This is a genomic window from Alcaligenes endophyticus (assembly GCF_026344035.1).
Taxonomy (GTDB): domain Bacteria; phylum Pseudomonadota; class Gammaproteobacteria; order Burkholderiales; family Burkholderiaceae_B; genus Alcaligenes; species Alcaligenes endophyticus.
This window is the reverse complement of the sequence record NZ_JAPKND010000004.1, coordinates 270,175-291,517: the sequence shown is the minus strand read 5'-3', so window position 1 is coordinate 291,517 and position 21,343 is coordinate 270,175. Positions and strand designations below refer to the sequence as shown.

Annotated in this window: 19 protein-coding genes; 9 read left to right on the top strand and 10 right to left on the bottom strand. The window is 49.9% G+C overall.

The annotated features are described in order from the left end of the window. Positions 1-95: 95 nt before the first annotated feature. Positions 96-1,442: an aspartate aminotransferase family protein gene (locus tag OSH01_RS09705; protein WP_266123891.1), complete on the top strand. Its 1,347-nt coding sequence runs from the start codon at positions 96-98 to the stop codon at positions 1,440-1,442. A gap of 100 nt (positions 1,443-1,542) precedes the next feature. Here the strand turns inward: OSH01_RS09705 and folK are convergent, their stop codons facing one another. From folK to hda, 4 genes are read right to left on the bottom strand one after another with little or no spacing between them, the layout of a single operon-like run. Further along, positions 1,543-2,046 (bottom strand): 2-amino-4-hydroxy-6-hydroxymethyldihydropteridine diphosphokinase, encoded by a 504-nt coding sequence (gene folK, locus OSH01_RS09700; RefSeq protein WP_266123890.1) that lies wholly within the window; start codon positions 2,044-2,046, stop codon positions 1,543-1,545. Then, a complete protein-coding gene (pcnB, locus tag OSH01_RS09695; RefSeq protein ID WP_266123889.1) occupies positions 2,043-3,389 on the bottom strand; it encodes a polynucleotide adenylyltransferase PcnB in 1,347 nt (448 codons plus the stop codon). The genes folK and pcnB overlap by 4 nt, the downstream gene beginning before the upstream one ends. An 8-nt stretch (positions 3,390-3,397) precedes the next feature. After that, positions 3,398-4,099 (bottom strand): HAD family hydrolase, encoded by a 702-nt coding sequence (locus tag OSH01_RS09690; RefSeq protein WP_266123888.1) that lies wholly within the window; start codon positions 4,097-4,099, stop codon positions 3,398-3,400. Positions 4,100-4,109: 10 nt separating this feature from the next. Continuing rightward, entirely contained in the window at positions 4,110-4,805 is a 696-nt protein-coding gene (hda, locus tag OSH01_RS09685) for a DnaA regulatory inactivator Hda (protein WP_266123887.1), read from the bottom strand. A 56-nt stretch (positions 4,806-4,861) separates the two neighbouring features. On the opposite strand from hda, the gene purM reads away from it, so the two are divergent. After that, a complete protein-coding gene (gene purM / locus OSH01_RS09680; protein ID WP_266123886.1) occupies positions 4,862-5,911 on the top strand; it encodes a phosphoribosylformylglycinamidine cyclo-ligase in 1,050 nt (349 codons plus the stop codon). A 102-nt stretch (positions 5,912-6,013) separates the two neighbouring features. Here the strand turns inward: purM and miaA are convergent, their stop codons facing one another. Both miaA and mutL read right to left on the bottom strand, forming a co-directional pair. Continuing rightward, positions 6,014-6,949 carry a tRNA (adenosine(37)-N6)-dimethylallyltransferase MiaA gene (miaA, locus tag OSH01_RS09675; RefSeq protein ID WP_266123885.1) on the bottom strand — a complete coding sequence of 312 codons (936 nt, stop codon included), beginning with the start codon at positions 6,947-6,949 and terminating at the stop codon, positions 6,014-6,016. Further along, complete coding sequence (gene mutL, locus OSH01_RS09670) at positions 6,946-8,808, bottom strand: DNA mismatch repair endonuclease MutL (RefSeq protein ID WP_266123884.1); 1,863 nt, start codon at positions 8,806-8,808, stop codon at positions 6,946-6,948. Before mutL ends, miaA begins: the two co-directional genes overlap by 4 nt. Before the next feature lie 137 nt (positions 8,809-8,945). On the opposite strand from mutL, the gene OSH01_RS09665 reads away from it, so the two are divergent. Continuing rightward, positions 8,946-9,587 (top strand): VTT domain-containing protein, encoded by a 642-nt coding sequence (locus OSH01_RS09665; protein WP_266123883.1) that lies wholly within the window; start codon positions 8,946-8,948, stop codon positions 9,585-9,587. A gap of 64 nt (positions 9,588-9,651) precedes the next feature. On the opposite strand, the gene OSH01_RS09660 is transcribed toward OSH01_RS09665, so the two are convergent. From OSH01_RS09660 to OSH01_RS09650, 3 genes are read right to left on the bottom strand one after another with little or no spacing between them, the layout of a single operon-like run. After that, entirely contained in the window at positions 9,652-11,004 is a 1,353-nt protein-coding gene (locus OSH01_RS09660) for an N-acetylmuramoyl-L-alanine amidase (RefSeq protein ID WP_266123882.1), read from the bottom strand. Further along, a complete protein-coding gene (tsaE, locus tag OSH01_RS09655) occupies positions 10,968-11,468 on the bottom strand; it encodes a tRNA (adenosine(37)-N6)-threonylcarbamoyltransferase complex ATPase subunit type 1 TsaE (protein ID WP_266123881.1) in 501 nt (166 codons plus the stop codon). Before tsaE ends, OSH01_RS09660 begins: the two co-directional genes overlap by 37 nt. Positions 11,469-11,477: 9 nt before the next feature. Next, complete coding sequence (locus OSH01_RS09650; protein WP_266123880.1) at positions 11,478-12,389, bottom strand: AEC family transporter; 912 nt, start codon at positions 12,387-12,389, stop codon at positions 11,478-11,480. Between the two features lie 162 nt (positions 12,390-12,551). On the opposite strand from OSH01_RS09650, the gene OSH01_RS09645 reads away from it, so the two are divergent. Continuing rightward, positions 12,552-13,538 (top strand): tripartite tricarboxylate transporter substrate binding protein BugE, encoded by a 987-nt coding sequence (locus OSH01_RS09645; protein WP_376918076.1) that lies wholly within the window; start codon positions 12,552-12,554, stop codon positions 13,536-13,538. A 57-nt stretch (positions 13,539-13,595) separates the two neighbouring features. Here the strand turns inward: OSH01_RS09645 and OSH01_RS09640 are convergent, their stop codons facing one another. Continuing rightward, positions 13,596-14,591 (bottom strand): LysR family transcriptional regulator, encoded by a 996-nt coding sequence (locus tag OSH01_RS09640; protein WP_266123878.1) that lies wholly within the window; start codon positions 14,589-14,591, stop codon positions 13,596-13,598. A gap of 194 nt (positions 14,592-14,785) precedes the next feature. On the opposite strand from OSH01_RS09640, the gene OSH01_RS09635 reads away from it, so the two are divergent. The 5 genes from OSH01_RS09635 to dctP all read left to right on the top strand — a co-directional run bounded on the left by OSH01_RS09635 (position 14,786) and on the right by dctP (position 21,341). Further along, positions 14,786-17,077: an NADP-dependent malic enzyme gene (locus OSH01_RS09635; protein WP_266123877.1), complete on the top strand. Its 2,292-nt coding sequence runs from the start codon at positions 14,786-14,788 to the stop codon at positions 17,075-17,077. A gap of 273 nt (positions 17,078-17,350) precedes the next feature. After that, complete coding sequence (xerD, locus tag OSH01_RS09630; RefSeq protein ID WP_266123876.1) at positions 17,351-18,247, top strand: site-specific tyrosine recombinase XerD; 897 nt, start codon at positions 17,351-17,353, stop codon at positions 18,245-18,247. A gap of 63 nt (positions 18,248-18,310) precedes the next feature. Continuing rightward, positions 18,311-18,802 (top strand): aminoacyl-tRNA deacylase, encoded by a 492-nt coding sequence (locus OSH01_RS09625; protein ID WP_266123875.1) that lies wholly within the window; start codon positions 18,311-18,313, stop codon positions 18,800-18,802. A 56-nt stretch (positions 18,803-18,858) separates the two neighbouring features. Next, positions 18,859-20,091 carry an MFS transporter gene (locus OSH01_RS09620; protein ID WP_266123874.1) on the top strand — a complete coding sequence of 411 codons (1,233 nt, stop codon included), beginning with the start codon at positions 18,859-18,861 and terminating at the stop codon, positions 20,089-20,091. Positions 20,092-20,282: 191 nt separating this feature from the next. Further along, positions 20,283-21,341 (top strand): TRAP transporter substrate-binding protein DctP, encoded by a 1,059-nt coding sequence (gene dctP / locus OSH01_RS09615; protein WP_266123873.1) that lies wholly within the window; start codon positions 20,283-20,285, stop codon positions 21,339-21,341. Positions 21,342-21,343 lie beyond the last annotated feature (2 nt).

Sequence of the window (21,343 nt, the reverse complement as noted above, 5' to 3'; positions counted from 1 at the left end):
ATAACTAATGTTAAGTGAATACGTATTTTACTTGTTTAATGGCTTGCCTATACTATGCTTAATAACTTGGTCAGTGTAAGAGTGAGGAGACGTAGATGAATTATCCCGTTCACGAGGCGCCATCGCTGGCGCAAAGTTTAAATCTGCAAGCGCATTGGATGCCGTTTAGCGCCAACCGTCAGTTTCAGCAGGATCCCCGGTTGATTGTTGGTGCCAAAGGAAACTGGCTCTATGATCAGTCGGGCCGGCAAATTTACGATAGCTTATCGGGCTTATGGACCTGCGGGGCAGGGCACAGCCGCAGCGAGATACAAGCGGCGGTAAGCCAGCAGCTAGGTACCTTGGACTACGCGCCAGGCTTTCAGTTTGGACATCCATTGTCTTTTCGTTTAGCCGAAAAAATTACTGGGTTCATGCCCGATGGCTTGGATCATGTGTTTTTTACTAATTCGGGCTCTGAGTGCACCGATACGGTCGTCAAGATGGTGCGTGCATATTGGCGCTTGAAAGGGCAAGCGAGCAAGACGCGCTTTATTGGGCGCGCCCGCGGTTACCATGGTGTGAACGTGGCGGGGACTAGCCTAGGCGGAATAGGCGGTAATAGAAAGATGTTCGGGCAGTTGCTAGATGCGGATCATTTGCCCCACACCTTGCAAGCTGATTGTGCTTATACCCGCGGCATTCCGCAAACAGGTGGGGTTGATCTGGCTGATGAACTGCTCAAGCTTATCGAGTTGCATGATGCCTCTACGATAGCAGCGGTTATGGTAGAGCCAGTGTCAGGCTCAGCGGGAGTATTGGTGCCTCCGCAAGGGTATTTGCAGCGTTTACGCCAAATTTGTGATCAACATAACATTTTGCTTATCTTTGATGAGGTGATCACTGGTTTTGGCCGCTTGGGAGCAACAACAGGAGCCGCTTATTTTGGCGTTAAACCTGATCTCATGACCTTAGCCAAGCAACTTACTAACGGCGCCATTCCTATGGGGGCGGTGGTGGCTTCTCAGCATATCTATCAAACCTTTATGCAGCAAGACCTACCGTTACACGCCGTGGAGTTTGGTCATGGGTACACGTATTCGGCACACCCCGTAGCGTGTGCGGCCGCGTTGGCCGCGTTGGATATTTTTGAACAAGATCATTTGGTGCAGCGTGTACAAGAGTTAGCCCCAGTTTTTGAAGCCAAACTGCATGAACTGCGATGCAGCCCGCACATCGTGGATATACGTAATATTGGTTTGGCTGGTGCGATCCAGTTGGCTCCACGAGATGGTGATGCTGCTATTCGTCCTTTTGAGGCAGGTTTGGCTTTATGGGAGCAAGGGTTCTATGTACGCTTTGGTGGCGATACCCTGCAGTTTGGGCCGCCGTTTACCAGCACCCCCGAGGATTTCGATCGTCTATTTAATGCGGTCGGTCAAACCTTGCAAAAGCTTGCTTAAGACGTTTTGCTTCCAGCTACAGCATAGCATAGCTTAACGCTCCACCTCTTGTAGGGTGTGGAGCGTTTTTTATGTAGTATAGGCGGATATGTGCCTAGAGCTAGAGATCGTCTTCGTCGTCAGCCCAGCCTAAGGCCTCGATCTCTTGTCCTGCGACGTGCTCAAGCAAGGTACTTAAGGGGCCTTGAGCAAGAACCATATCTGGGGCTAAATCGGCTAAGGGGTAAAGCACGAAAGCGCGCTCATGCATGCGCGGGTGGGGGACGTGCAGCTCTTCGGTAGCATGCTGCTCGTGCCCGTACAGTAATAAGTCCAAATCTAAGGTGCGTGGTGCATTTTTTTCACTACGTATACGGCCATGCTGGTTTTCTATTTTTTGTAGCGCATGTAGCAAGACTAACGCAGGTAATTCCGTTGTAAAACGGACTACGGCATTGATGTAGTCAGGGCCGCCAGCATCAAGGGGGGCAGTGCGATAAAAATCAGAGAGTTCCAGTTGCTGCTTGGTCGCTAGGGCACGTAAGTCATCGATTGCCAGCAGTAAAGTTTCTATTGGATCGCCAAGATTGGCGCCTAGGGCAACGTAGGCGAGTGTTTGGCTCATGATGGGCTCTGTAGCTTATGGGTAGGGCGTTTGCGGGTGCGGCGACGACGAGTACCAACGGTGCTACGGGGACTGCTGCGTTGCTCAATCATTTGTAGACGTGTGTCGTCGTTAGCATTAGCTAGATCCATCCACCATTGAGCCATGACGCTATCAACTTCCTTAGCTTCAGCTCGTAATTGAAGGAAATCAACCGCTGCGCGAAAGCGTGCTTGTTCGATCATGCGCCAGATAGCACGGTTATTAATGCGTTCGAAACGGGGTTGCATAAACCAGATCTCACGCATATCGCTTTGAAAGCGCTTTTGTATGCTCATGATGCGGCTTTGTTGCTCGATCACTTCGTCTGCTGCACTCACCAAGGCTGGCTGGGTCGGCTCACCTTGTTCGATTCGGGCTTGCCAGTTATGGCGCACCAGTTTCCACAGCAAGCTAGCATAAATAAAGCTTGGGCTGCTACTTTTACCGGTGCGTATACGGCTGTCGGTACGCGCCAAGGCCATGCTTAAAAATTCTTTACCGTCAGGTAAGGCGATAACGGGATCCAGCATGGGCAGCAACTTGCTGTGCAGACCGTGAGCTTGCAACCGTGTAAGGCAATTCATGGCATGCCCACAGCTTAGTAGCTTAATGGTTTCGTCAAAAAGTCGAGATTCAGGTACGTTTTCGATCAGTGGTGCTAGTTTTTTAATAGGAGCATTCGTGCTGCTTTCGATTTGGGCGTCTAGTTTGGCGGCGAAGCGTATCGCACGTAGCATCCGTACAGGGTCTTCGCGGTAACGCGTCTCAGCTACGCCAATAATACGGACAAGATTATTTTTCAGATCTTGGACGCCGTTATAGTAGTCGACTACGGTCTCACTGAGGGGGTCGTAGTACAGAGCATTGAGCGTGAAGTCGCGTCGAGCAGCATCGTCCTCTAGGGAGCCGAATTCATTGTCGCGCAAGATACGCCCGTGCTCGTCAGTTTGCTTGGCGTCGTCCCCAGCACGGAAGGTAGAGGTTTCGATAATTTCTTGGCCAAACACCACATGCACTAAACGGAAGCGGCGACCGATGATGCGAGCACGTCGAAATAGTGGTCGAATTTGCTCTGGCGTGGCATTGGTTGCCACGTCAAAGTCTTTGGGCTCTAGCCCTATGATAAGGTCGCGTACGGCACCACCGACTATATAAGCTTCGTAACCGTGGTCTCGAAGTACTTCGCATACCTTAACGGCATGCCGTGAAACCATGCGTTTATCTATGCCGTGTTGCTCTTGGGTGTAACGTTTCAAGCCGGTTTGGCGGGTAGAAGGGCCCAAGAGACGAGCCACGAATGTTTTTATTGTTTGTTTAAGCATGAATGCGTTTAGGATTTGCTATCCATCATGTCAGCGAATAAGTCCAATATAGGCCAGCCGCGTTCTTGAGCAATGCTGCGCAATGATTCACTGGGGTTGGTGGCAACCGGGTCGCTTACCACGTCCATTAAGGGTAAATCGTTGGGTGAGTCGCTATAAAACCAGCACCGCTCAAAGCCGTCTAGACTGAGGCCCAAGCCTGCAAGCCAATCTTGGACACGAGTAATTTTTCCAGCTTGAAAACTGGGTACGCCTTGGATTTTACCAGTGTAACGCCCATTGTGCTGTTCGGGGATAGTGGCAATCAGGTGCTCTACACCTAAAGCATCGGCGATCGGACGAGTGACGAACTCGTTGGTTGCCGTGACAATGGCTACTAAATGTCCCTGCTTTTTATGCTTAGCAAGCAGTTCTAGCGCAGGTGCTTGTATGGCAGGAAGAATAATCGACTGCATGAATTCTTGTTGCCAGCTTAGCAGTTCCTCTTGGGTACCTTGGGTAAGCAAACCCAATAAAAATTCGGCTGATTCGGTAGCACTGAGGACTCCGGCGTTGTACTGATCCATTAGCTCTTCGTTGCGGCGTATGGCCTCGGCAGGATCACCTGCTCGGCCGCTACGGGCAAGAAAGTCAGCCCATTGATAATCGCTATCTAGGGGGATAAGAGTGTGGTCTAAGTCAAATAAAGCAAGAAAAGGGGTGGCTGTCATGGCAGAGGGATCAAGGCTCAGAGGGTTGGCTGTACGCCAATAATTCTTTAAGTAGAGGTAAAGTGATGGGACGTTTCTTTACCAGTGAGTAAGTATCCAGGGCATCAACTAAGGCGGTAAGTCTATTCATATCGCGAGCGTAATGGGTCAGTATCCAGTTGACGACTTCAGTTTGCAGTTGCAGTCCGCGTTCACGTGCCCGTTGTTGCATAGCTTCAGCACGGTGCTTATCTGACAGGTGCACCAATCGGAACACAAGATCCCAGCCTAAGCGTGTGCGTAAGTCTTCACGGATGGATAAAGACAACGGGGCGCGGTTGCCAGCGACAACAAGAGCAAAGTGACCAGCAGTTGTTGCCGTGGCACGCCATCGATTGTACAGGGCAAATACTGCAGCTTGGCCATTCTTGCTAAAGAGGTCAATATCATCAATTGCGATAAGGCGATAGGGCATATTGTCATCAGTAGCGATACGATGAATGCGTGCAGGAGGGTCTTCTGCATTAAAATAGCAAGTATGGTCCTTACCGGCCATCGCTAGAAGCAGGTGAGTACGGCCTACACCGGGCGCACCCCATAGGTATATCGCCCTACCGGGTACGCACTGGTACAGTGCTTCCAGGGCCGCTTTATTCTCACCGGCAATAAAATTTTCCAGTGAACAAGGCGGTGCTGGCGAAATATCCAGAATCAGTTGCTCGCTCATGTGTCGTACAATTTCGTCCAACTCGCAATTTTTACATATATCTCACGGCTTTTCTCATGAAAAACAATTCTTCCGTATCCCTGACCTATCGTGATGCAGGAGTCGATATCGATGCAGGTGACGCCCTAATCGATCGTATCAAACCTCTGGCAGCACGTACTATGCGCCCCGGCGTTATGGCAGGCATAGGTGGCTTTGGTGCCCTATTCGAACTGCCTGCGCATCTAAAGCAACCTGTGTTGGTGTCCGGAACGGACGGCGTAGGGACCAAGTTGCGTTTGGCCTTTGATTGGCAACGCCATGACACTGTAGGTATTGACCTCGTTGCCATGAGTGTTAATGATATTCTAGTTCAAGGTGCTGAGCCCCTGTACTTTCTGGATTACTTCGCGTGTGGCAAATTGGCGGTTGACACGGCAGCGCAAGTGGTAGCCGGAATTGCAGAGGGTTGTGCGCAAGCGGGTTGTGCGCTCATTGGTGGTGAAACAGCCGAAATGCCAGGCATGTATCCTGAGGGTGAGTATGACCTAGCTGGCTTTGCCGTTGGCGCGGTTGAAAAAGCTCAGATCATTGATGGCAAAAGTATCGTTGTAGGGGATGTCGTGCTGGGCTTGGCCTCTAGCGGTGCTCACTCCAACGGTTACTCTTTAATTAGGAAAATTTTGCGTCATGCTAACGCACATCCTACCCAAGAGCTCGATGGCCGCACCTTGGCGGATGTAGTGATGGCGCCCACCCGTATTTATGTGAAGTCAGTGCTTGCCGCTTTGGCCAAACATGGCAAAGATATTAAAGGCTTAGCGCATATTACTGGCGGCGGATTGCTGGAGAATGTGCCACGTATTTTGCAAGCTCATTTGGCTGCTCGTTTGCATCGCAGTGCTTGGACCTTGCCTCCTTTATTTCAATGGTTGCAAGAGAACGGTAATGTGGCCGATGAAGAAATGTACCGTGTCTTTAATTGCGGTATTGGAATGATTATTGTGGTTCCTGCCGAGCAGGCCGAGGCTATCAGCGCTACGCTTAGTGAGCAGGGTGAAACTGTTTACTCTTTGGGTGAAATTATTGAACGCCAAGAGAGTCAGCATCAGACGCAGATTTCCTGACGCTTTTTGTAGTCTTCCCTAAATTAAAGGCAGCGTTCACGCTGCCTTTTTTATTGTCTGGACTGTCTGTTGAGTTCGTTGTTACTGCAGGTGAGTGGCTTTTTACTGCGGCCAATAGTTTTTTACCGTGGTAAGAATGCGACCAGGAGTATCCTGCGCCTCACACTCGAAGGGTAAACGCTCTGGCTCGGAGCGTAACCATGTTAGCTGGCGTTTCGCTAATTGCCGCGTAGCCGCAATTGCTTGTTCCACTGCCGTGTTTAGATCCACCTGCCCTTCTAGGTACGACCATAGTTGCCGGTATCCCACGCATCGGATTGATGGCAGGCCAGGATGTAAATCAGCCCGTTGGTGCAATGCCTGTACTTCTTGCAGCAAACCTTGATTCAGCATGGCGTGATAGCGTTGTGCAATACGGGCGTGTAACCATGAGCGATCAGTGGGCTCTAGACTAAGGGTTATGTACTGTTCTGTGCTGTGCTGTCGTGTTTGTTCACGTAGCCATGCACTCATGGGCTTGCCACTACTGTAAAACACCTCTAGAGCACGCTGTACACGCTGGCTATCGTTAGGAGCCAGCCGTTCCGCTGTACTAGGATCTACACGTGATAGCTCTTCATGCATACCGGGCCAGCCAATTTCCTGGGCGCGTTGATCTAGCTCCTGCCGTAGTGCAGGGTCTGCTTGAGGTAAGTCGTTTAAGCCTTCACGCAGGGCTTTGTAATACAACATCGTGCCACCGCAAAGCAAAGGATAGCGTCCTCGTTGTTTAATATCCTTTATCAGCCGCGTAGCGTCTGCCGCAAACTGTGCCGCCGAGTAACTCTCAGCGGGGTCACGTATGTCCAGCAAGTGGTGCGGACAAAGAGCTTGTTCGGTGGCGCTGGGTTTCGCCGTGCCGATGTCCATACCACGGTAAATGGTGGCCGAGTCCATCACGATAATTTCGATGGGCCAGTGCTGTGCGAGCAATTGTGAACTGGCGCTTTTGCCGCTAGCAGTGGGGCCAGCAAGACATAAAACAGGGATAGCCTTCATTGTCCACGCATAAAAAGTTTATCTAAATCGCTCAGTTTCCAGTGAAACCAAGTAGGCCGGCCATGATTACACAAATCGGCCCTGTCGGTTTGTTCCATTTGGCGTAATAAAGCATCCATTTCGGGCAAACTCAGTTTTCGATTGGCGCGCACAGAGCCGTGGCATGCCATGGTAGAAAGGAGCTCATTACGTTTTTCTTCCAGATAGCGTGAGCTGCCCATCAGGCTTAAGTCACGTAAGATGCCACGTGCCAATGCCTCGATATCTCCTTGTGCCAACAGATTAGGCACTGCACGCACGACTAAAGTCTGTGGGCCAGTGGCCCGTATATCAAGTCCTAGTTCGCTTAGGGTGCTGGCAAACTCTTCAACCAGGGCTACGTCTGTTTCGCTAGCCTGAAAAACCACCGGAACCAGGAGTTCTTGGCAAGGAAGGGGTTGGCCGTCCATAGCCAGTTTGAGCTGTTCGTACACCACACGCTCATGGGCTGCGTGCATGTCCACTAAGATCATACCGTGGCGTGTTTGAGACAGTATGTAAATGCCATGCAGTTGTGCCAATGCCATCCCTAAAGGATGCGCTTCTGGTGCACTTTCAATGGGCTGCCCGCGTACATCTTCACCTTGAGAAGCCGTTGAAGCGTCGGGAAGAGGCTTATATAAGGATTGCCAGTTTGCGTTCGTAGAGCCTGAGTCATGCAGGTGTAAAGGGCTTTGGAAGCGTGGCATGGGGGTGCCAGAATATTGGGTCGTAGAGGCCGCTGTTAAGGCAGGGTAGGCATCTACGTCTAGTGGGGTGGATGACAAAGGCGACGATGCCGGGGCGGGTGAGCCTTCTGGCCGTGGAATATCGGCAATATGAGTATCAGTGGTTTGCCCTTGGGCGAGCACTTCGTTCAGAGTTGATAAGACAAACTGGTAGACCGCGCCACCGTCTCGAAATCGTACCTCGTGTTTAGCGGGATGCACATTCACGTCCAAAGTGGCGGGGTCGACGTCTAAAAAAAGAACATAGGTGGCCAGCCGATCACCGTGTAGAACATCTTTGTAAGCGGTCCGAATAGCATGACTGACGCCACGGTCACGCACAAAACGGCCATTAATGAATAGAAACTGCCTGTCGCTACGTACTTTGGCATGTGCAGGATGAACAATCAGGCCACGTAATTTAATCAAACCTTGCTCGCGCGCAACTGGAAGGCATTGCTCAATGAATTCCTGTCCTAGAATGTCGAGCAAGCGTTGCTGAAGCGGGCCTGCACGCCAGTTGCGATAAGCCTTGTCATTGTGAAAGACACGAAAAGCAATGTGCGGTTGAGCTAAAGCAATACGTTCCAGCGCGCTAATGCAGTGGGCTAGTTCAGTGGGTTCAGCGCGCAAGAATTTACGACGGGCAGGGATGTCATCAAATAGCTGACGCACGTCTACTTGAGTACCTATTTGGCCCGAAGAGGGCTCAGGTGCCTGCTTGCCCAGACTAAATTGCCAAGCGTGTTCGTCCGCCTCGGTGCGTGAGTGCAGGTTCAGGCGGGCTACCGATGCAATGGAGGGCAAGGCTTCTCCGCGAAACCCCATGGAAGCCACGGCCTCTAACTCGTCCAAGCTGCGAATTTTGCTGGTCGCGTGTTGTGTCAGGGCTAATGACAATTCATCTTTGCTAATACCGTGGCCATCGTCACTAACACAAATGCGGCGAATGCCGCCGCCGTCTAATCGGATTTCAATGGCGCTAGCACCCGCATCAATAGCGTTCTCTAGGAGTTCCTTGAGTACCGAAGCAGGGCGTTCAATGACTTCGCCTGCTGCGATTTGACTGACGAGTAACTCGGGTAGGGGGATAATAGAGCGTCGTTCTGACATGATTATGACTTGAACCTGTATGGCTATTGTTGCGCAGGATGGCGTATTTTTATAGCAATAGCCTGTTATTCTACTATTTTGTTGTCTTTCAGCGTGTGGTCAGCTTGATGACCAAGCTGTTCTTATTTGGTGTATGTATGCCTGAAATTCTGAATATGATCCTTAACATTGACCAACACTTGGGCATGTGGGTACAAATGTATGGAGCATGGATCTATGTCATTTTATCGGCCATCGTGTTTGGTGAAACGGGGTTGATTGTATTGCCATTTTTACCTGGTGACTCCTTGTTGTTTATTGCTGGTGCCTTTGGTGCCAATGGCATGCTCGATCCGGTTCTGTTGGCGATGGTGCTCATCGTTGCGGCAATCACGGGAAATACCGTTAATTATTACGTAGGCCGCTATATTGGACCTAAAGTGTTCACGACTGAATCCCGTTTTCTGGACCGAAAAGCGTTGATTAAGACGCACGCCTTTTACGAGAAACACGGTGGAAAAACATTGGTAATGTCCCGTTTTTTGCCCATTTTTAGAACTTTCGCACCATTTGTTGCAGGGGTTGCACGAATGAATCCATTGCGCTTTCAGTTGTATAACGTTAGTGGTGCTGTGCTGTGGGTGGGAAGTCTCATTACCCTGGGTTACTTTTTTGGTAATGTGCCAATTATTAAAGAGCACCTGAATACTATTGTGTTAATAGGAATTAGTGCAGCGGCAGTGCCAGTGGTAGTTGGTGGCCTTTGGAAGCTGTTGGTAAAGCGTAAGGTACAACACTGATACACGCTACGGTATGCCCCACCGTATCAGGCTGCTGGCTTAGGCAGCCTGATAACCACCGCGCTTAAGCGCGGTTAGCTAAGGCAGGATTTTCTGCAAAGTAGCCACGTATGCCCGTGAGCATCGCCTGCGCGATTTTGTCTTGGTGTGCGGGGCTACGCAATAGCTGCTCTTCCTGAGGGTTGCTAATGAATGCCGTTTCTACCAAAACAGAGGGAATATCGGGCGCGCGGAGTACGGCAAAACCAGCTCGTTCTACTTGACGTTTATGTAGGCGGTTAATCTTGCCTACTTCGCTAAGAATGCGTGTCCCCACGTTTACTGAGTCTGTAATTTGTGCGGCGGTAGATAAATCCAGCAAAATTTGGGCGACTTGGCGATTTTGTGAACCCAGGTTTACCCCGCCGATTAAGTCAGCATCGTTTTCTTTTTGCGCTAACCAGCGTGCAGCAGAACTTGTGGCACCATTTTGTGATAAGGCGTAAATAGAGGATCCACGGGCCGAGGGCTTGATCCAGGCATCGGCGTGTATGCTGACGAACAGATCCGCTTTGACCCGTCGTGCTTTTTGGACACGCACCCCTAACGGCACAAAAAAATCGGCATCACGGGTCATGTAAGCACGCATATTTGGTTGGGCGTCGATCAATCGCTTGAGCCGGCGGGCGATATTCAGCACTACATCTTTTTCGCGGGTGCCTGCGGGGCCAATAGCACCAGGGTCTTCGCCACCATGCCCAGGATCCAGTGCAATGAGAATAGGTCGGTTGGCCGTGCCACGGGGCAGGCTTGGAGCAGGTGCGGGTGCAGGGCTTGGTTTGGCTACTGGCGGTAAGGACTGTCCTTTGACGCTTGGCACAGGGACGTCAGGCGAGTTTTGCGCTAAGTTCTCTAGCACGGCAGCAAGCGGATCGTCTTCGTTTTGGAGTTGCAAAGCCAAGAGCGGATCCTGCGCGACGCGCGGGTACAGGTCAAGCACCAAACGATATTTGTATTCCCCTATAGGCTTAAGCGTAAAAACTTGGGGTGCAATAGATTGTTTAAGATCGATGACTAAACGCACGACATCGGGCTTATTTTGTCCTACACGGATGGAATTAATATAGGGGTCGTTAGGCCGCACTTTAGAGACCAGCTCTTGCATAGCACGGTCTAAGGTCAGTCCTTCTATATCTACCACCATACGATGCGGGTTCTCTAGTGTGAAATGTTCAGCTTTTAATTCGCTGTCCATCTCGAGTGTTACCCGGGTGTATTCGTTGGCGGGCCAAGTACGTACCGCTACGATGGTACTAGCATGAGCGAGCTTGGGGATAACAGGCACTAGAAGTAGCGTGGTCGCACCGGTAAGAACGCGGCGACGTACCTGAGCAGATTTGCCTAACGTGGCCTGCTGGGGTTGAGTCTGCTTATCCATATCTTTCCTTTTGTGCTGCGTGCATGCAGGGTGGCTCGACGTCCTTCTTGCGCGTAATCCAGATGTAAATCCAGATCGGGTGGCGGTAGCAAATTACCTGCTTTTTCGGGCCATTCAATCAGAACGAGTGCGTCTTCTTGCAAAATGTCACGAAAACCAGCATCTAACCATTCACGAGCGTCGCTAAATCTATAAAAATCAAGGTGATAGCAGTATAAGCTAGAAACTTTATAACTTTCAAGCAATGCGTAGCTTGGACTTTTAATTCGACCGCTTACGCCAACCGCTTGGAGGAGGGCACGGACAAAGTGTGTCTTTCCTGCACCCAGTTCACCATGAAGGTGAATTCGGCCGCCCATGGCCACCTCGTGTGTGTGTCCAGCTACGAGAGGTGCCAACTGTTGTGCCAGAGCGTTGGTGGCCTCTTCATCCGCTAAATGTAATTGGAGTGTTGTGGAGCTCATGACGGGGAGTTATTGAAAAATCCAGTTAAAGATGTGTAGCCATAAAGGTATAGTAAGGATCGCCGATAATGTACCTAGAGACATGGTTAATGCGACCAATTTTGCATCGCCTTGCATTTGTGCGGCCAGTACATGGGCAGACGAGGCCGTAGGTAGCGCACAGTAAAGCAAGAGCATTTGGCTTTCGATCAAATTAAGCTGCATGGCGTAGGCTAAGAGTAATGCTAAGGCCGGCATGGCCAACAATTTTACGGCATTTATCCAGATTATCAGCTTTTGGTGCGCGCGCGCCCCTTGCAAAGAAAGCGTAGCGCCTACGCAAAGTAGTCCTATACCTAAGGCGCAGGCGCCTAAACGGCTTAAGCTGATCGCAAAGGGGCCTGGAATGGGCAGTCGTCCTAGATTCCAGATCATCCCTAATAATGTGGCAAGAATAAGCGGGTTTTTTGCCATTGCCTGGAACATACGTCGCTTCCCCCGCCCCCGAGCCAAACCGCTAACTGCCGCCATATTGCATAGAGGGACACCAAACCCTACCAATAAAGCCATGGCTGCAGCACCTTGAGCGCCGCCAATTGCTTGCGCTAAAGATAAGCCAAGATAAGTATTAAAACGAAACCCGCATTGGGCAATGGAGCCCATAGAGCGTGCATCGGGCTTTAAAAAAGGCTGTGCCAGCCACGATAACCCTACGGCGCATAGAATTACCGTTAATACGGCAAGTAAGAGCCAGCTAGCTTCGCTTAAGCTCCATTGAGTTTGGGTTAGGGAAGAAAACAACAGCGCAGGAAAGAGCACGTAGTAGACCAACTTCTCTAAAGAACGAAAAAAATCAGCGGGAAAATGTAGGTAATGTAATAAGAGCCAACCTAAGCCTATCAATAAAAAATCGGGTGCGATGAGTTGTAAAATGGCTGGCATGATTAAACTATTGATGCTTAAAGCGTTTAAGGGTAAATGATTTGTTATTAATAAAGAGTGTGATATTTAACGCTGTTGTCTAAAGCCTGAGCTATTATGATGAGGTTTTCCCCCGGGGAAGGTATTTTTAATTGTTTTGTGGAGACCCGATCAATGTCAATAATGAAACGAAAATTCGCATTGTTATCCCTATGTGCAACAGTTGCAGCGGTCGGCGTTACCCCGCTTGCTGCTACAGCCGCGGATAATTATCCTAACCATGCTATCCGCGTTATCGTGCCCTTTGCGCCCGGTGGCTCAACAGATATCGTAACCCGTATCGTCACCCGAGAGATGGGTGAGATTTTAGGGCAACCCATGGTGGTTGAAAACAAGGCAGGGGCAGGTGGAGCAATCGGAGCGGCCGAGGCTGCTCGAGCTAAACCCGATGGTTATACTTTATCGATAGCTACCATATCTACCTTAGCGGTAAATCCTGCATGTCGTCCTGACGACTTACCTTATAAGCCGTTGGAAGATTTTATTCCTGTTACGAACTTTGCTAATTTACCTAACGTCATTGAAGTTAACCCTAAGTTCCCTGCCGCAAACTTTAAAGAATTTGTTGCTGAGCTGAAAAAGAATCCAGGTACTTACACGTATGGTAGTTCGGGTACTTGTTCGGTCTTACACTTATTTGGTGAAGCATTTAAACAATCTACCGATACGGATGTTATTCACGTTCCATATCGCGGTGCTGGCCCGGCGGTGACCGATGCGGTAGGCGGTCAAATTAATATCATGTTTGATAATCTACCTAGCTCCATGGCACAGATCCAAGGCGGGAATTTACGCGCTATGGCGATTTCTTGGCCTGAGCGCTTAGCCTTACTGCCTGATGTGCCTACCTTGGCAGAAGAAGGTTATCCCGAGTTAAACAGCCCTGCTTGGTATGGTTTGTTGGCCCCTAAAGGTACACCAGACGCGATTGTGCAAAAACTTCATGCAGCTGCCGCAGAAGCGTTGAAAAAGCCAGCAGTCATTGAGGCATTAGCCAAACAAGGTGCATCGCCTTCAGGCAATACGCCAGAAGAGTTCGGCAAAGAAATTAAAGAGCAGTTCGACTGGGCTGCTGAAGTGGTGACCAAAGGTGGTATTAGTTTAGAGTAACGCCAGTTATTCAGTTTGCTTGAGCCGCTGATAGGAAATGCCCTGTCAGCGGCTTTTTTAATAAAAGTAGCTGCTGCCCGGAGATCGGTTTGCGGGATGTGTTTGGCATAGCTGTTTCAAAGCTTGGCTAAATGCTTTATCTACGTCGCGAGTTGGGCCCTGGCTACGGGTGAAGAGGGCAATCGGCGCCAAGTTCCAATCAATAGAATAAGGAACGATAGAGACATTGGAGATGCGTACCAAGTCCTCGGCTGTTTCGGCTGGCACGATAGAAACAGCATTGTCATTGTGACTGATGAATTCCCCAACTAGCTTGCTAGAGGCCGTTTCTATAATGGCCTCAGGCGGGGTAACGCCTACTGACAGGAATAAGTCCATGACTTGCCTGTGTATGGGGGTATGTTTAGGGCCTAGTACCCAATCCAAGCCTTGTAGTACTTTCCAGTCCAGTTTCCTTCGTCCTAAGCGAGCAGCCAGTTTGCGGCCGCTAATCAAGCGCGGTTGTTGGCTATATAAAACATGCTGTTGTAGGTCGTGAGTGGCCAGTTTTGGACTGACCCTGGCGATGACGCAATCTAGGGCATGCTCGCGCAGCATCCCAATTAAATCACTGCTCAGCCCTTCGTGCAGGCTTAAGGTAAGAGGCCTATGTTGAGCGAAAACAGATTGCGTCGCTGCCGTGACTAATTTGCCTGAAATATAAGGGATGAGCCCCACGTGCAAATGAGCTTGGCGCCCGTGCTTGAGTGCATGCATATCATGTTGAAGCAGCTCAATATCATTGAGCATGCTGCGCGCTCGTTCTAATACAAGTAGACCTTGCTGTGTCGCATTCATACCGCGGGGTGTGCGTTCGAATAAGGGCGCACCAAACATGTCTTCCATTTCCGCGAGAGCTTGGGTAACAGAAGGTTGGCTAGTGGCCATTGCTTCGGCGACTCGCGTCAAGGAGCCTAGTTTTTCGATTTGTAAGAGTAGAGCCAGATGCCGGATTTTTAATCGATTCATTAAGCGATGATTAATATCCCAGCCAGCGGAAGAGGGCTTGTCCATGCCTACCTATAGGTAATTACTTATGCCCCTATTATAAATGCGAATAGCTCTTCGGCTTTGCTTATTTACACTGATTTATATTCTGGCGACAGCAGGCTGAGCCGGTACCTCCGCTTACCTTAAGGCCATTCACCGACTTAATAAAGATGATGCAGTGCTGCTTTCTAGAGACTGCGCGCAAGGAGCTTTTTGACATGAGTAATATCGATAGACAGGCAGCATTGGATTATCACGAGTTTCCGCAGCCGGGAAAACTCTCTATCAATGCATCTAAGCCTTTAGTTTCACAGCGCGATCTGGGTCTAGCTTACACACCGGGTGTGGCAGCAGCGTGTGAAGAAATTGCCGCTGACCCCATGAATGCTTTTCGTTATACCGCGCGTGGTAACTTGGTAGGGGTGATCTCTAACGGTACAGCAGTACTGGGTTTAGGGAATATTGGCGCGTTGGCGTCTAAGCCTGTCATGGAAGGTAAAGCTGTTTTATTTAAAAAGTTTTCGGGTTTGGACGTTTTTGATATTGAAATTAACGAAACCGATCCTGACAAGTTAGTGGATATTATCGCTGGTCTGGAGCCAACCTTTGGCGGGATTAACCTTGAGGATATTAAGGCGCCCGAGTGTTTCGAGGTTGAGCGTAAACTTCGTGCCAGAATGAAAATTCCAGTTTTTCATGATGATCAGCATGGTACTGCCATTACTGTGTCAGCTGCTTTCCTGAATGGCTTGAAAGTGGTGGGCAAAGATATACGCCAGATTAAGGTTGTATCGTCCGGTGCAGGCGCTGCAGCGCTGGCCTGTTTAGATTTAATGTGTGACTTAGGCCTGCCCGAAGAAAATATCTGGGTAACTGATATCGATGGCGTGGTGTACCAAGGTCGACCCGGTGCGCAAGGGCCTGAATTGGCTCGTTTCGCTAAGGATACTGACCTACGCACCTTGAGCGATGTGATCGAGGGGGCCGATGTTTTCCTAGGCTTATCGGCGGGCGGCGTACTGAAGCCTGAGATGCTGCAAAAAATGGCTGCGCAGCCGTTTGTGATGGCATTGGCTAATCCAACGCCGGAAATTTTGCCAGAAGTGGCTAAGGCAGCTCGTCCAGACGTGGTATTAGCAACGGGGCGATCCGATTTTCCCAATCAAGTGAATAACGTGTTGTGCTTTCCGTATATTTTCCGCGGTGCATTAGATGTGGGGGCAACCACTATCACCCGTGAAATGGAAAAAGCCGCGGTGTACGCCATAGCCGCCTTGGCTGAGGAAGAACAGGATGAAACGGTCGCAGCAGCTTACGGTGGCTATGGTTTAAGTTTTGGCCCAGAGTATTTGATTCCTAAGCCATTTGACCCACGCTTGATTGTGCGCATCGCACCGGCAGTGGCGCAAGCGGCAATGGAAGGGGGAGTGGCTACGCGTCCTTTAGTAGATATTGGTGCGTACGCAGAAAAACTACAACAGTTTGTCTACCATTCCGGTGCGTTCATGAAGCCTGTCTTTGCGATAGCACGCCAATTGGTGCGTGATGGGGCGAAGTCACGCATTGTTTTCACAGAAGGCGAAGAAGAGCGCGTATTGCGCGCAGTTCAGGTAATTGTTGACGAGAAACTGGCCACACCTATTTTGGTCGGGCGCCCAGCCGTATTGCTGGCAAGAATCAAGAAATTTGGCTTGCGTTTGCGCTTAGGTGTGGACGTTGAGGTCACCAACCCAGAGTCCGATGACCGGTTCCATCAATATTGGACTATCTACTGGGAGAAAATGTGCCGCCGCGGCGTCAGTAAGGAAATGGCACGTGTAGAAATGCGTCGCCGTTTAACCTTGATTGGGGCCACGATGGTGCATTTAGGCGAGGCTGACGGTATGATTTGCGGCACTTTAGGTGCGTACCATGCACACTTGCAATACATTGACGAAATGATTGGCCGCAAGGCGCAGTCAAGCTGCTATGCGGCGATGAATATTTTGTTGTTGGGTGAGCGTACCTTGGCGTTGACGGATACACACGTCAATGACAATCCCAGCGCCGAGCAGATTGCCGAGTTCACTGTGGCGGCAGCACGTCGTTTGAGTCAGTTGCAGCTAGAACCTAAAGTTGCCTTGTTGTCGCGTTCTAATTTTGGCTCAGACAGTGCCCAATCAGGCCCCAAAATGCGCGCGGCATTAGAAATGGTGCAGCAAGCAGCGCCTGAATTAGAAGTGGATGGCGAGATGCACGCCGATTGCGCCTTGGACGAATCGTTGCGACAGCGTATTTTGCCAGACTCACCCTTAAAAGGTGCGGCTAACTTATTGGTATGCCCCAACGTAGATGCTGGGAACATTGCCTATAACCTACTAAAAACGGCTGCGGGTAGCAATGTCGCCATTGGCCCGTTTTTGTTAGGTGCGAATGCTCCCGTGCATATCCTGACCCCTAGTGCTACCGTGCGCCGCATCATTAATATGACGGCGTTGACTGTAGTTGAAGCGAATCAAAAAGGGCAGTAAAGCGACATCAAGCCTGCCGTTAGGCAGGCTTGATGCCAACAGTACCAACAGTCATTTCGCTCCGCAGCCAGGTTTTGCACTTCGGCTGCTATTTTTTTGTCTGTTTTTTCCTGCATCATGCTGTGGAATGGCGTGTATCGTGGAGTGCAAGCGGCTTGCGTGGACTAGGGAGCAGGGGCTTAGGTACAAGTGAATAGCTTGTGGTTAACGCTTATCAGCTCTAAGCAAAGCGTTATGATGGCGATGTCAAATAGGTTTATTTAGGAATAGTGTATGGCAACGGGCTGTCCTATTGATGAGTTTATTCAGGCCTGCTGGCTGGAAGACGGCTTAGCTGCTAATACTCTGAGCGCCTATAAGCAAGATTTGGAAAATCTGGCTGAGTGGTGTGAACATAACAAAGTTTCGGCACCGCTGACGCAGTTGAATACAGAGCAATTAAGGCAGTGGTTGCGTGATGATGCTGAGCGTACCAAGGCCAGTACCGTTAATCGTCGATTGGCTACGATACGAAGGTTCTATCAGTGGTTGGTGCGCCAGCAGCAGCGGCAGGACGATCCGTGTTTGAGTCTACGGTCGGTACGCACGCCAGATCGAATTCCTCATACCTTAAGTGAGGCACAGGTGGTTGCTCTATTGCAGGCACCCGATGTGCAGGTGGATCTAGGGCGCAGAGATAGAGCCATGCTAGAGACTTTATATGCCACGGGTTTGCGAGTCAGTGAGCTTACAGAGTTAAAGCTGGCAAACCTAAGTTTAAGTGATGGGGTGATTCGTGTAGAGCAAGGCAAGGGTGGGAAAGATCGGCTGGTACCTTTAGGCGAAGAAGCCATGCATTGGTTACAAAGCTACTTAGAACAGGTGCGGCCTCGCTTGCTGCTACAGCGTCGCAGCGACTATGTTTTCGTCACTGCTCGTACCGAGTCTATGACCAGACAGTCTTTTTGGCTCATTATCAAAAAATATGCCTTACGTGCTGGGATACAGGTGCCGTTGTCGCCTCATGTATTGCGACATGCGTTTGCCACCCATTTATTGAACCATGGGGCGGATTTGCGGGTCGTGCAAATGCTGTTGGGGCATGCAGATATTTCTACTACACAAATATATACCCACGTGGCCCGCGAACGCTTAAAGCTTTTACATAGTAAACATCATCCGCGAGCTTGAGTTGCTCTGTACCTAGCCCGTTTTCAGTTATATGCTAGCGGTGTTATTCAATGTGAAAAAATCATGGCTAAGAGTAAACATAATAGCGAGACACCCGCAACGCAATGGCTGCGTAAGCAAAAAATAGTTTTCACTGAACATAATTACGATTACGTAGACAGAGGTGGCGCTGCCGAGGCCGCCCGTCAATTAGGGGTAGCATTACCTCTTACCGCCAAGACGCTGGTGATGGAGGATGAGTTGGGCAAGCCCCTAATTGTGGTGATGCCTGGCGATAAAGAAGTGTCTACGAAAAACTTGGCACGCCAGTTAGGACTGAAAAAAATCAGCCCTTGTCAGCCAGAACAAGCTCAACGCCATAGTGGTTATTTAGTAGGAGGCACTTCGCCTTTCGCTACACGTAAAACCATGCCCGTTTATATAGAGGAAGGCTTATTAGCCTGCGAATTGATATATATAAACGGTGGTCGACGCGGTTATTTGTTGGGCATTTCTCCGCAAGTACTTGTGCAAGGCTTGAATGCAAAGCCTGTTCAGGTGGCTCTGGATAAATAGCCCTAGCGCTACTTTTTATTTGCTTAGTAATTTATACCTAAATGAAAGGGGGGTATATGTTTCAGTCACTGCGTCAACCGGGCGTAATGGTGGTTACGCTGGCAGCGGCTGGCATACTTATGGTGACCATGGGGATACGCCAATCCTTTGGTCTTTTCATTGCCCCTATTGCAGAAAGCACTGGGTTAAGTATTGTTTCCATCAGCTTGGCGATGGCAATAGGGCAGTTGGCTTGGGGCGCAATTCAACCCGTTGCAGGCGTTTACGCTGATAAGTATGGCCCGGACAAGGTGTTGATTGCAGGTCTGCTGATTTTAGCTGTAGGTTGTGCGTTAACGGTGTTTAGCTCCTCTACTTGGAGCCTAACACTAAGTATGGGCTTGATTGCCAATGTGGGAGCTGGTGTGGCTAGCTTTTCTGCTCTGATGGGGGCGGCTGCACAACGCATTCCTGCCAATGCCAGGGCCGAAGCTTCCGGGCTAATTAATGCTGGTGGCTCGTTTGGGCAGTTTGTATTTGCCCCGTTAGCACAAAAGCTCATCCAGGCAGTGGGCTGGATGGGTAGCCTAGGTGCCCTAGCCGTTGCCTCTTTATTAGCCCTACCACTGATACGCAAGCTGACGCCCGCAGCCAGAGCAGAGCAAAGTGGTTCTGCACCCACTGTGCATTCGGCACCTGTGCCGGCGATGGGTAAAGCAGTGATGTTTGCCCTTAAAGACCGCAATTTTATGCTGTTGAATATCGGTTTTTTCACTTGCGGTTTTCACATAGCTTTCTTAGTGACACACTTGCCAGGTGAAATTGATCTGTGTGGTCTACCGCCTTCGGTAGCGAGTTGGTCATTGGCATTGATCGGGCTAGCCAATATTTTTGGCAGTATTGTTGCAGGTTCATGTGTCGCGCGCTATCAAAGTAAATATATATTGGCATGGATGTATGGTTCGCGCGCAGTCTTGATCCTGTGGTATGTATTAATGCCAAAAACGGATTGGGTCTTCTATGCTTTTGCCATTGGTTTGGGTTTTACCTGGTTAGCCACCGTGCCACCAACGGCGGGAATTGTCTCCAAGCTGTATGGCACCCGTTATTTGGCGACGTTGTTTGGGCTGACTTTATTATCACACCAAGTAGGCGCATTTTTTGGGGCGTATCTTGGGGGCGTGGCATTGGTCAGCTTTGGTGATTATGGCTGGATGTGGTGGGCGGATATGGCCTTAGCACTGATTGCAGCAATGGTTAACTTACCAATTAAAGAAAAAGCGAGTGCTTTGCTCGCGGCACCAACGTAAGCGACATTCTCTCTACAGGCATGTAGTCATACATGGCTGGCATAAGGGTTCAGTTTTGTATTTTTTTCCTGCACTAGGGCAAACCCCAGTTTGTATATATTGCTAATATATTAGCGGCATATTAATATTTGTCTTCCTGTCCTGATCCCAATCTAATGGACATGAACTATAAAAGTTACCCGGAGACAAACATGAAATCTATGCTTAAGGCATCCCGTATTGCTGGCTTGTTCCTGTTGTGTGGTATGGCATCGGTACAAGCAGCGGAAATTAGCTGGCGTGTGCCTACTTCTGTACCTGAAGGCTCGCCTTTCTATCAAAATTTTCTTGAGCGCTTCGCTCAGAATGTGAAGCTGCTTACCGGAGACCGGGTTGAGATTCAACCCTTTGGGGCGGGCGTAATCGTACCTGCTCTGAAAGTATTTGAAGCCGTAGAGACAGGCGTTGTCGAAGCAGGTCACTCCACCTCTAGTTATTTGGTGAATCAAGATCCAGCCAATGCTGTGTTTGCAGGCTATCCCGGTGGTATGGGGCCCGATGCGTATCGTGTATGGCTGTACGAGGGCGGTGGTAAAGAAAAGCTACAAGAATTGCGTTCTAAAAGCGGCCTGAAAACCATGATTGTTGGGTTAGGTTCGACAGAGGTTCTAGCCCATGCCAACACCCCCATTCGCAATGCAGAGGACTTAAAGGGACTTAAGTACAGAACCTCGGGTGCATGGGCTGATGTGATGAAGGATTATTTTGGGGCTGTGCCTACCGTGGTTCCAGCAGGGGACACCTACACCTTGCTCCAACGCAAGGGGGTGGATGCGGTAGAGTGGGCGACACCTTCTTCTAATGCACCTGAGGGGTTTCATCAGGCAGCTAAATATATTGTCGTGCCAGGAGTGCATCAGCCTACCTTCATGTGGGAAGTTGTGCTGAAGCAAGAGACATGGGATAAGGTGCCGGCGGATTTGCAAAAACTTATCGAGGCGGCAGCTGATCTGACGACGCATCAGTCTTTAGATTATTTCTACAACGCAGATATTAAGGCCATGGAGAAGTACCGTCAGGGACGTAACGAGGTGATTACGTTGGATCCAGCCTTTATCAAGCAGTTGTCCGATGCGGGCAATGATTGGATCCATAAGAAAGCAGATGCTCAAGCACAAGCGGGTAACGATTACATGAAAAACCTGCTGGTCGATTACGACGGGTTTTTGAATCGTTGGCGCAGTGAGAGTGATTATTTGATTCGCGACTAAGC

Bases quoted from the DNA above. Each gene is read 5' to 3' on its own strand.
- hda (WP_266123887.1), bottom strand. From the start codon at position 4,805: ATGAGCGAGCAACTGATTCTGGATATTTCGCCAGCACCGCCTTGTTCA.
- OSH01_RS09640 (WP_266123878.1), bottom strand. From the start codon at position 14,591: ATGGACAAGCCCTCTTCCGCTGGCTGGGATATTAATCATCGCTTAATG.
- OSH01_RS09645 (WP_376918076.1), top strand. From the start codon at position 12,552: ATGAAACGAAAATTCGCATTGTTATCCCTATGTGCAACAGTTGCAGCG.
- OSH01_RS09690 (WP_266123888.1), bottom strand. From the start codon at position 4,099: ATGACAGCCACCCCTTTTCTTGCTTTATTTGACTTAGACCACACTCTT.
- OSH01_RS09705 (WP_266123891.1), top strand. From the start codon at position 96: ATGAATTATCCCGTTCACGAGGCGCCATCGCTGGCGCAAAGTTTAAAT.
- OSH01_RS09625 (WP_266123875.1), top strand. From the start codon at position 18,311: ATGGCTAAGAGTAAACATAATAGCGAGACACCCGCAACGCAATGGCTG.
- OSH01_RS09650 (WP_266123880.1), bottom strand. From the start codon at position 12,389: ATGCCAGCCATTTTACAACTCATCGCACCCGATTTTTTATTGATAGGC.
- OSH01_RS09665 (WP_266123883.1), top strand. From the start codon at position 8,946: ATGCCTGAAATTCTGAATATGATCCTTAACATTGACCAACACTTGGGC.
- OSH01_RS09660 (WP_266123882.1), bottom strand. From the start codon at position 11,004: ATGGATAAGCAGACTCAACCCCAGCAGGCCACGTTAGGCAAATCTGCT.
- miaA (WP_266123885.1), bottom strand. From the start codon at position 6,949: ATGAAGGCTATCCCTGTTTTATGTCTTGCTGGCCCCACTGCTAGCGGC.
- folK (WP_266123890.1), bottom strand. From the start codon at position 2,046: ATGAGCCAAACACTCGCCTACGTTGCCCTAGGCGCCAATCTTGGCGAT.
- purM (WP_266123886.1), top strand. From the start codon at position 4,862: ATGAAAAACAATTCTTCCGTATCCCTGACCTATCGTGATGCAGGAGTC.
- dctP (WP_266123873.1), top strand. From the start codon at position 20,283: ATGAAATCTATGCTTAAGGCATCCCGTATTGCTGGCTTGTTCCTGTTG.
- OSH01_RS09620 (WP_266123874.1), top strand. From the start codon at position 18,859: ATGTTTCAGTCACTGCGTCAACCGGGCGTAATGGTGGTTACGCTGGCA.
- OSH01_RS09635 (WP_266123877.1), top strand. From the start codon at position 14,786: ATGAGTAATATCGATAGACAGGCAGCATTGGATTATCACGAGTTTCCG.
- mutL (WP_266123884.1), bottom strand. From the start codon at position 8,808: ATGTCAGAACGACGCTCTATTATCCCCCTACCCGAGTTACTCGTCAGT.
- tsaE (WP_266123881.1), bottom strand. From the start codon at position 11,468: ATGAGCTCCACAACACTCCAATTACATTTAGCGGATGAAGAGGCCACC.
- pcnB (WP_266123889.1), bottom strand. From the start codon at position 3,389: ATGCTTAAACAAACAATAAAAACATTCGTGGCTCGTCTCTTGGGCCCT.
- xerD (WP_266123876.1), top strand. From the start codon at position 17,351: ATGGCAACGGGCTGTCCTATTGATGAGTTTATTCAGGCCTGCTGGCTG.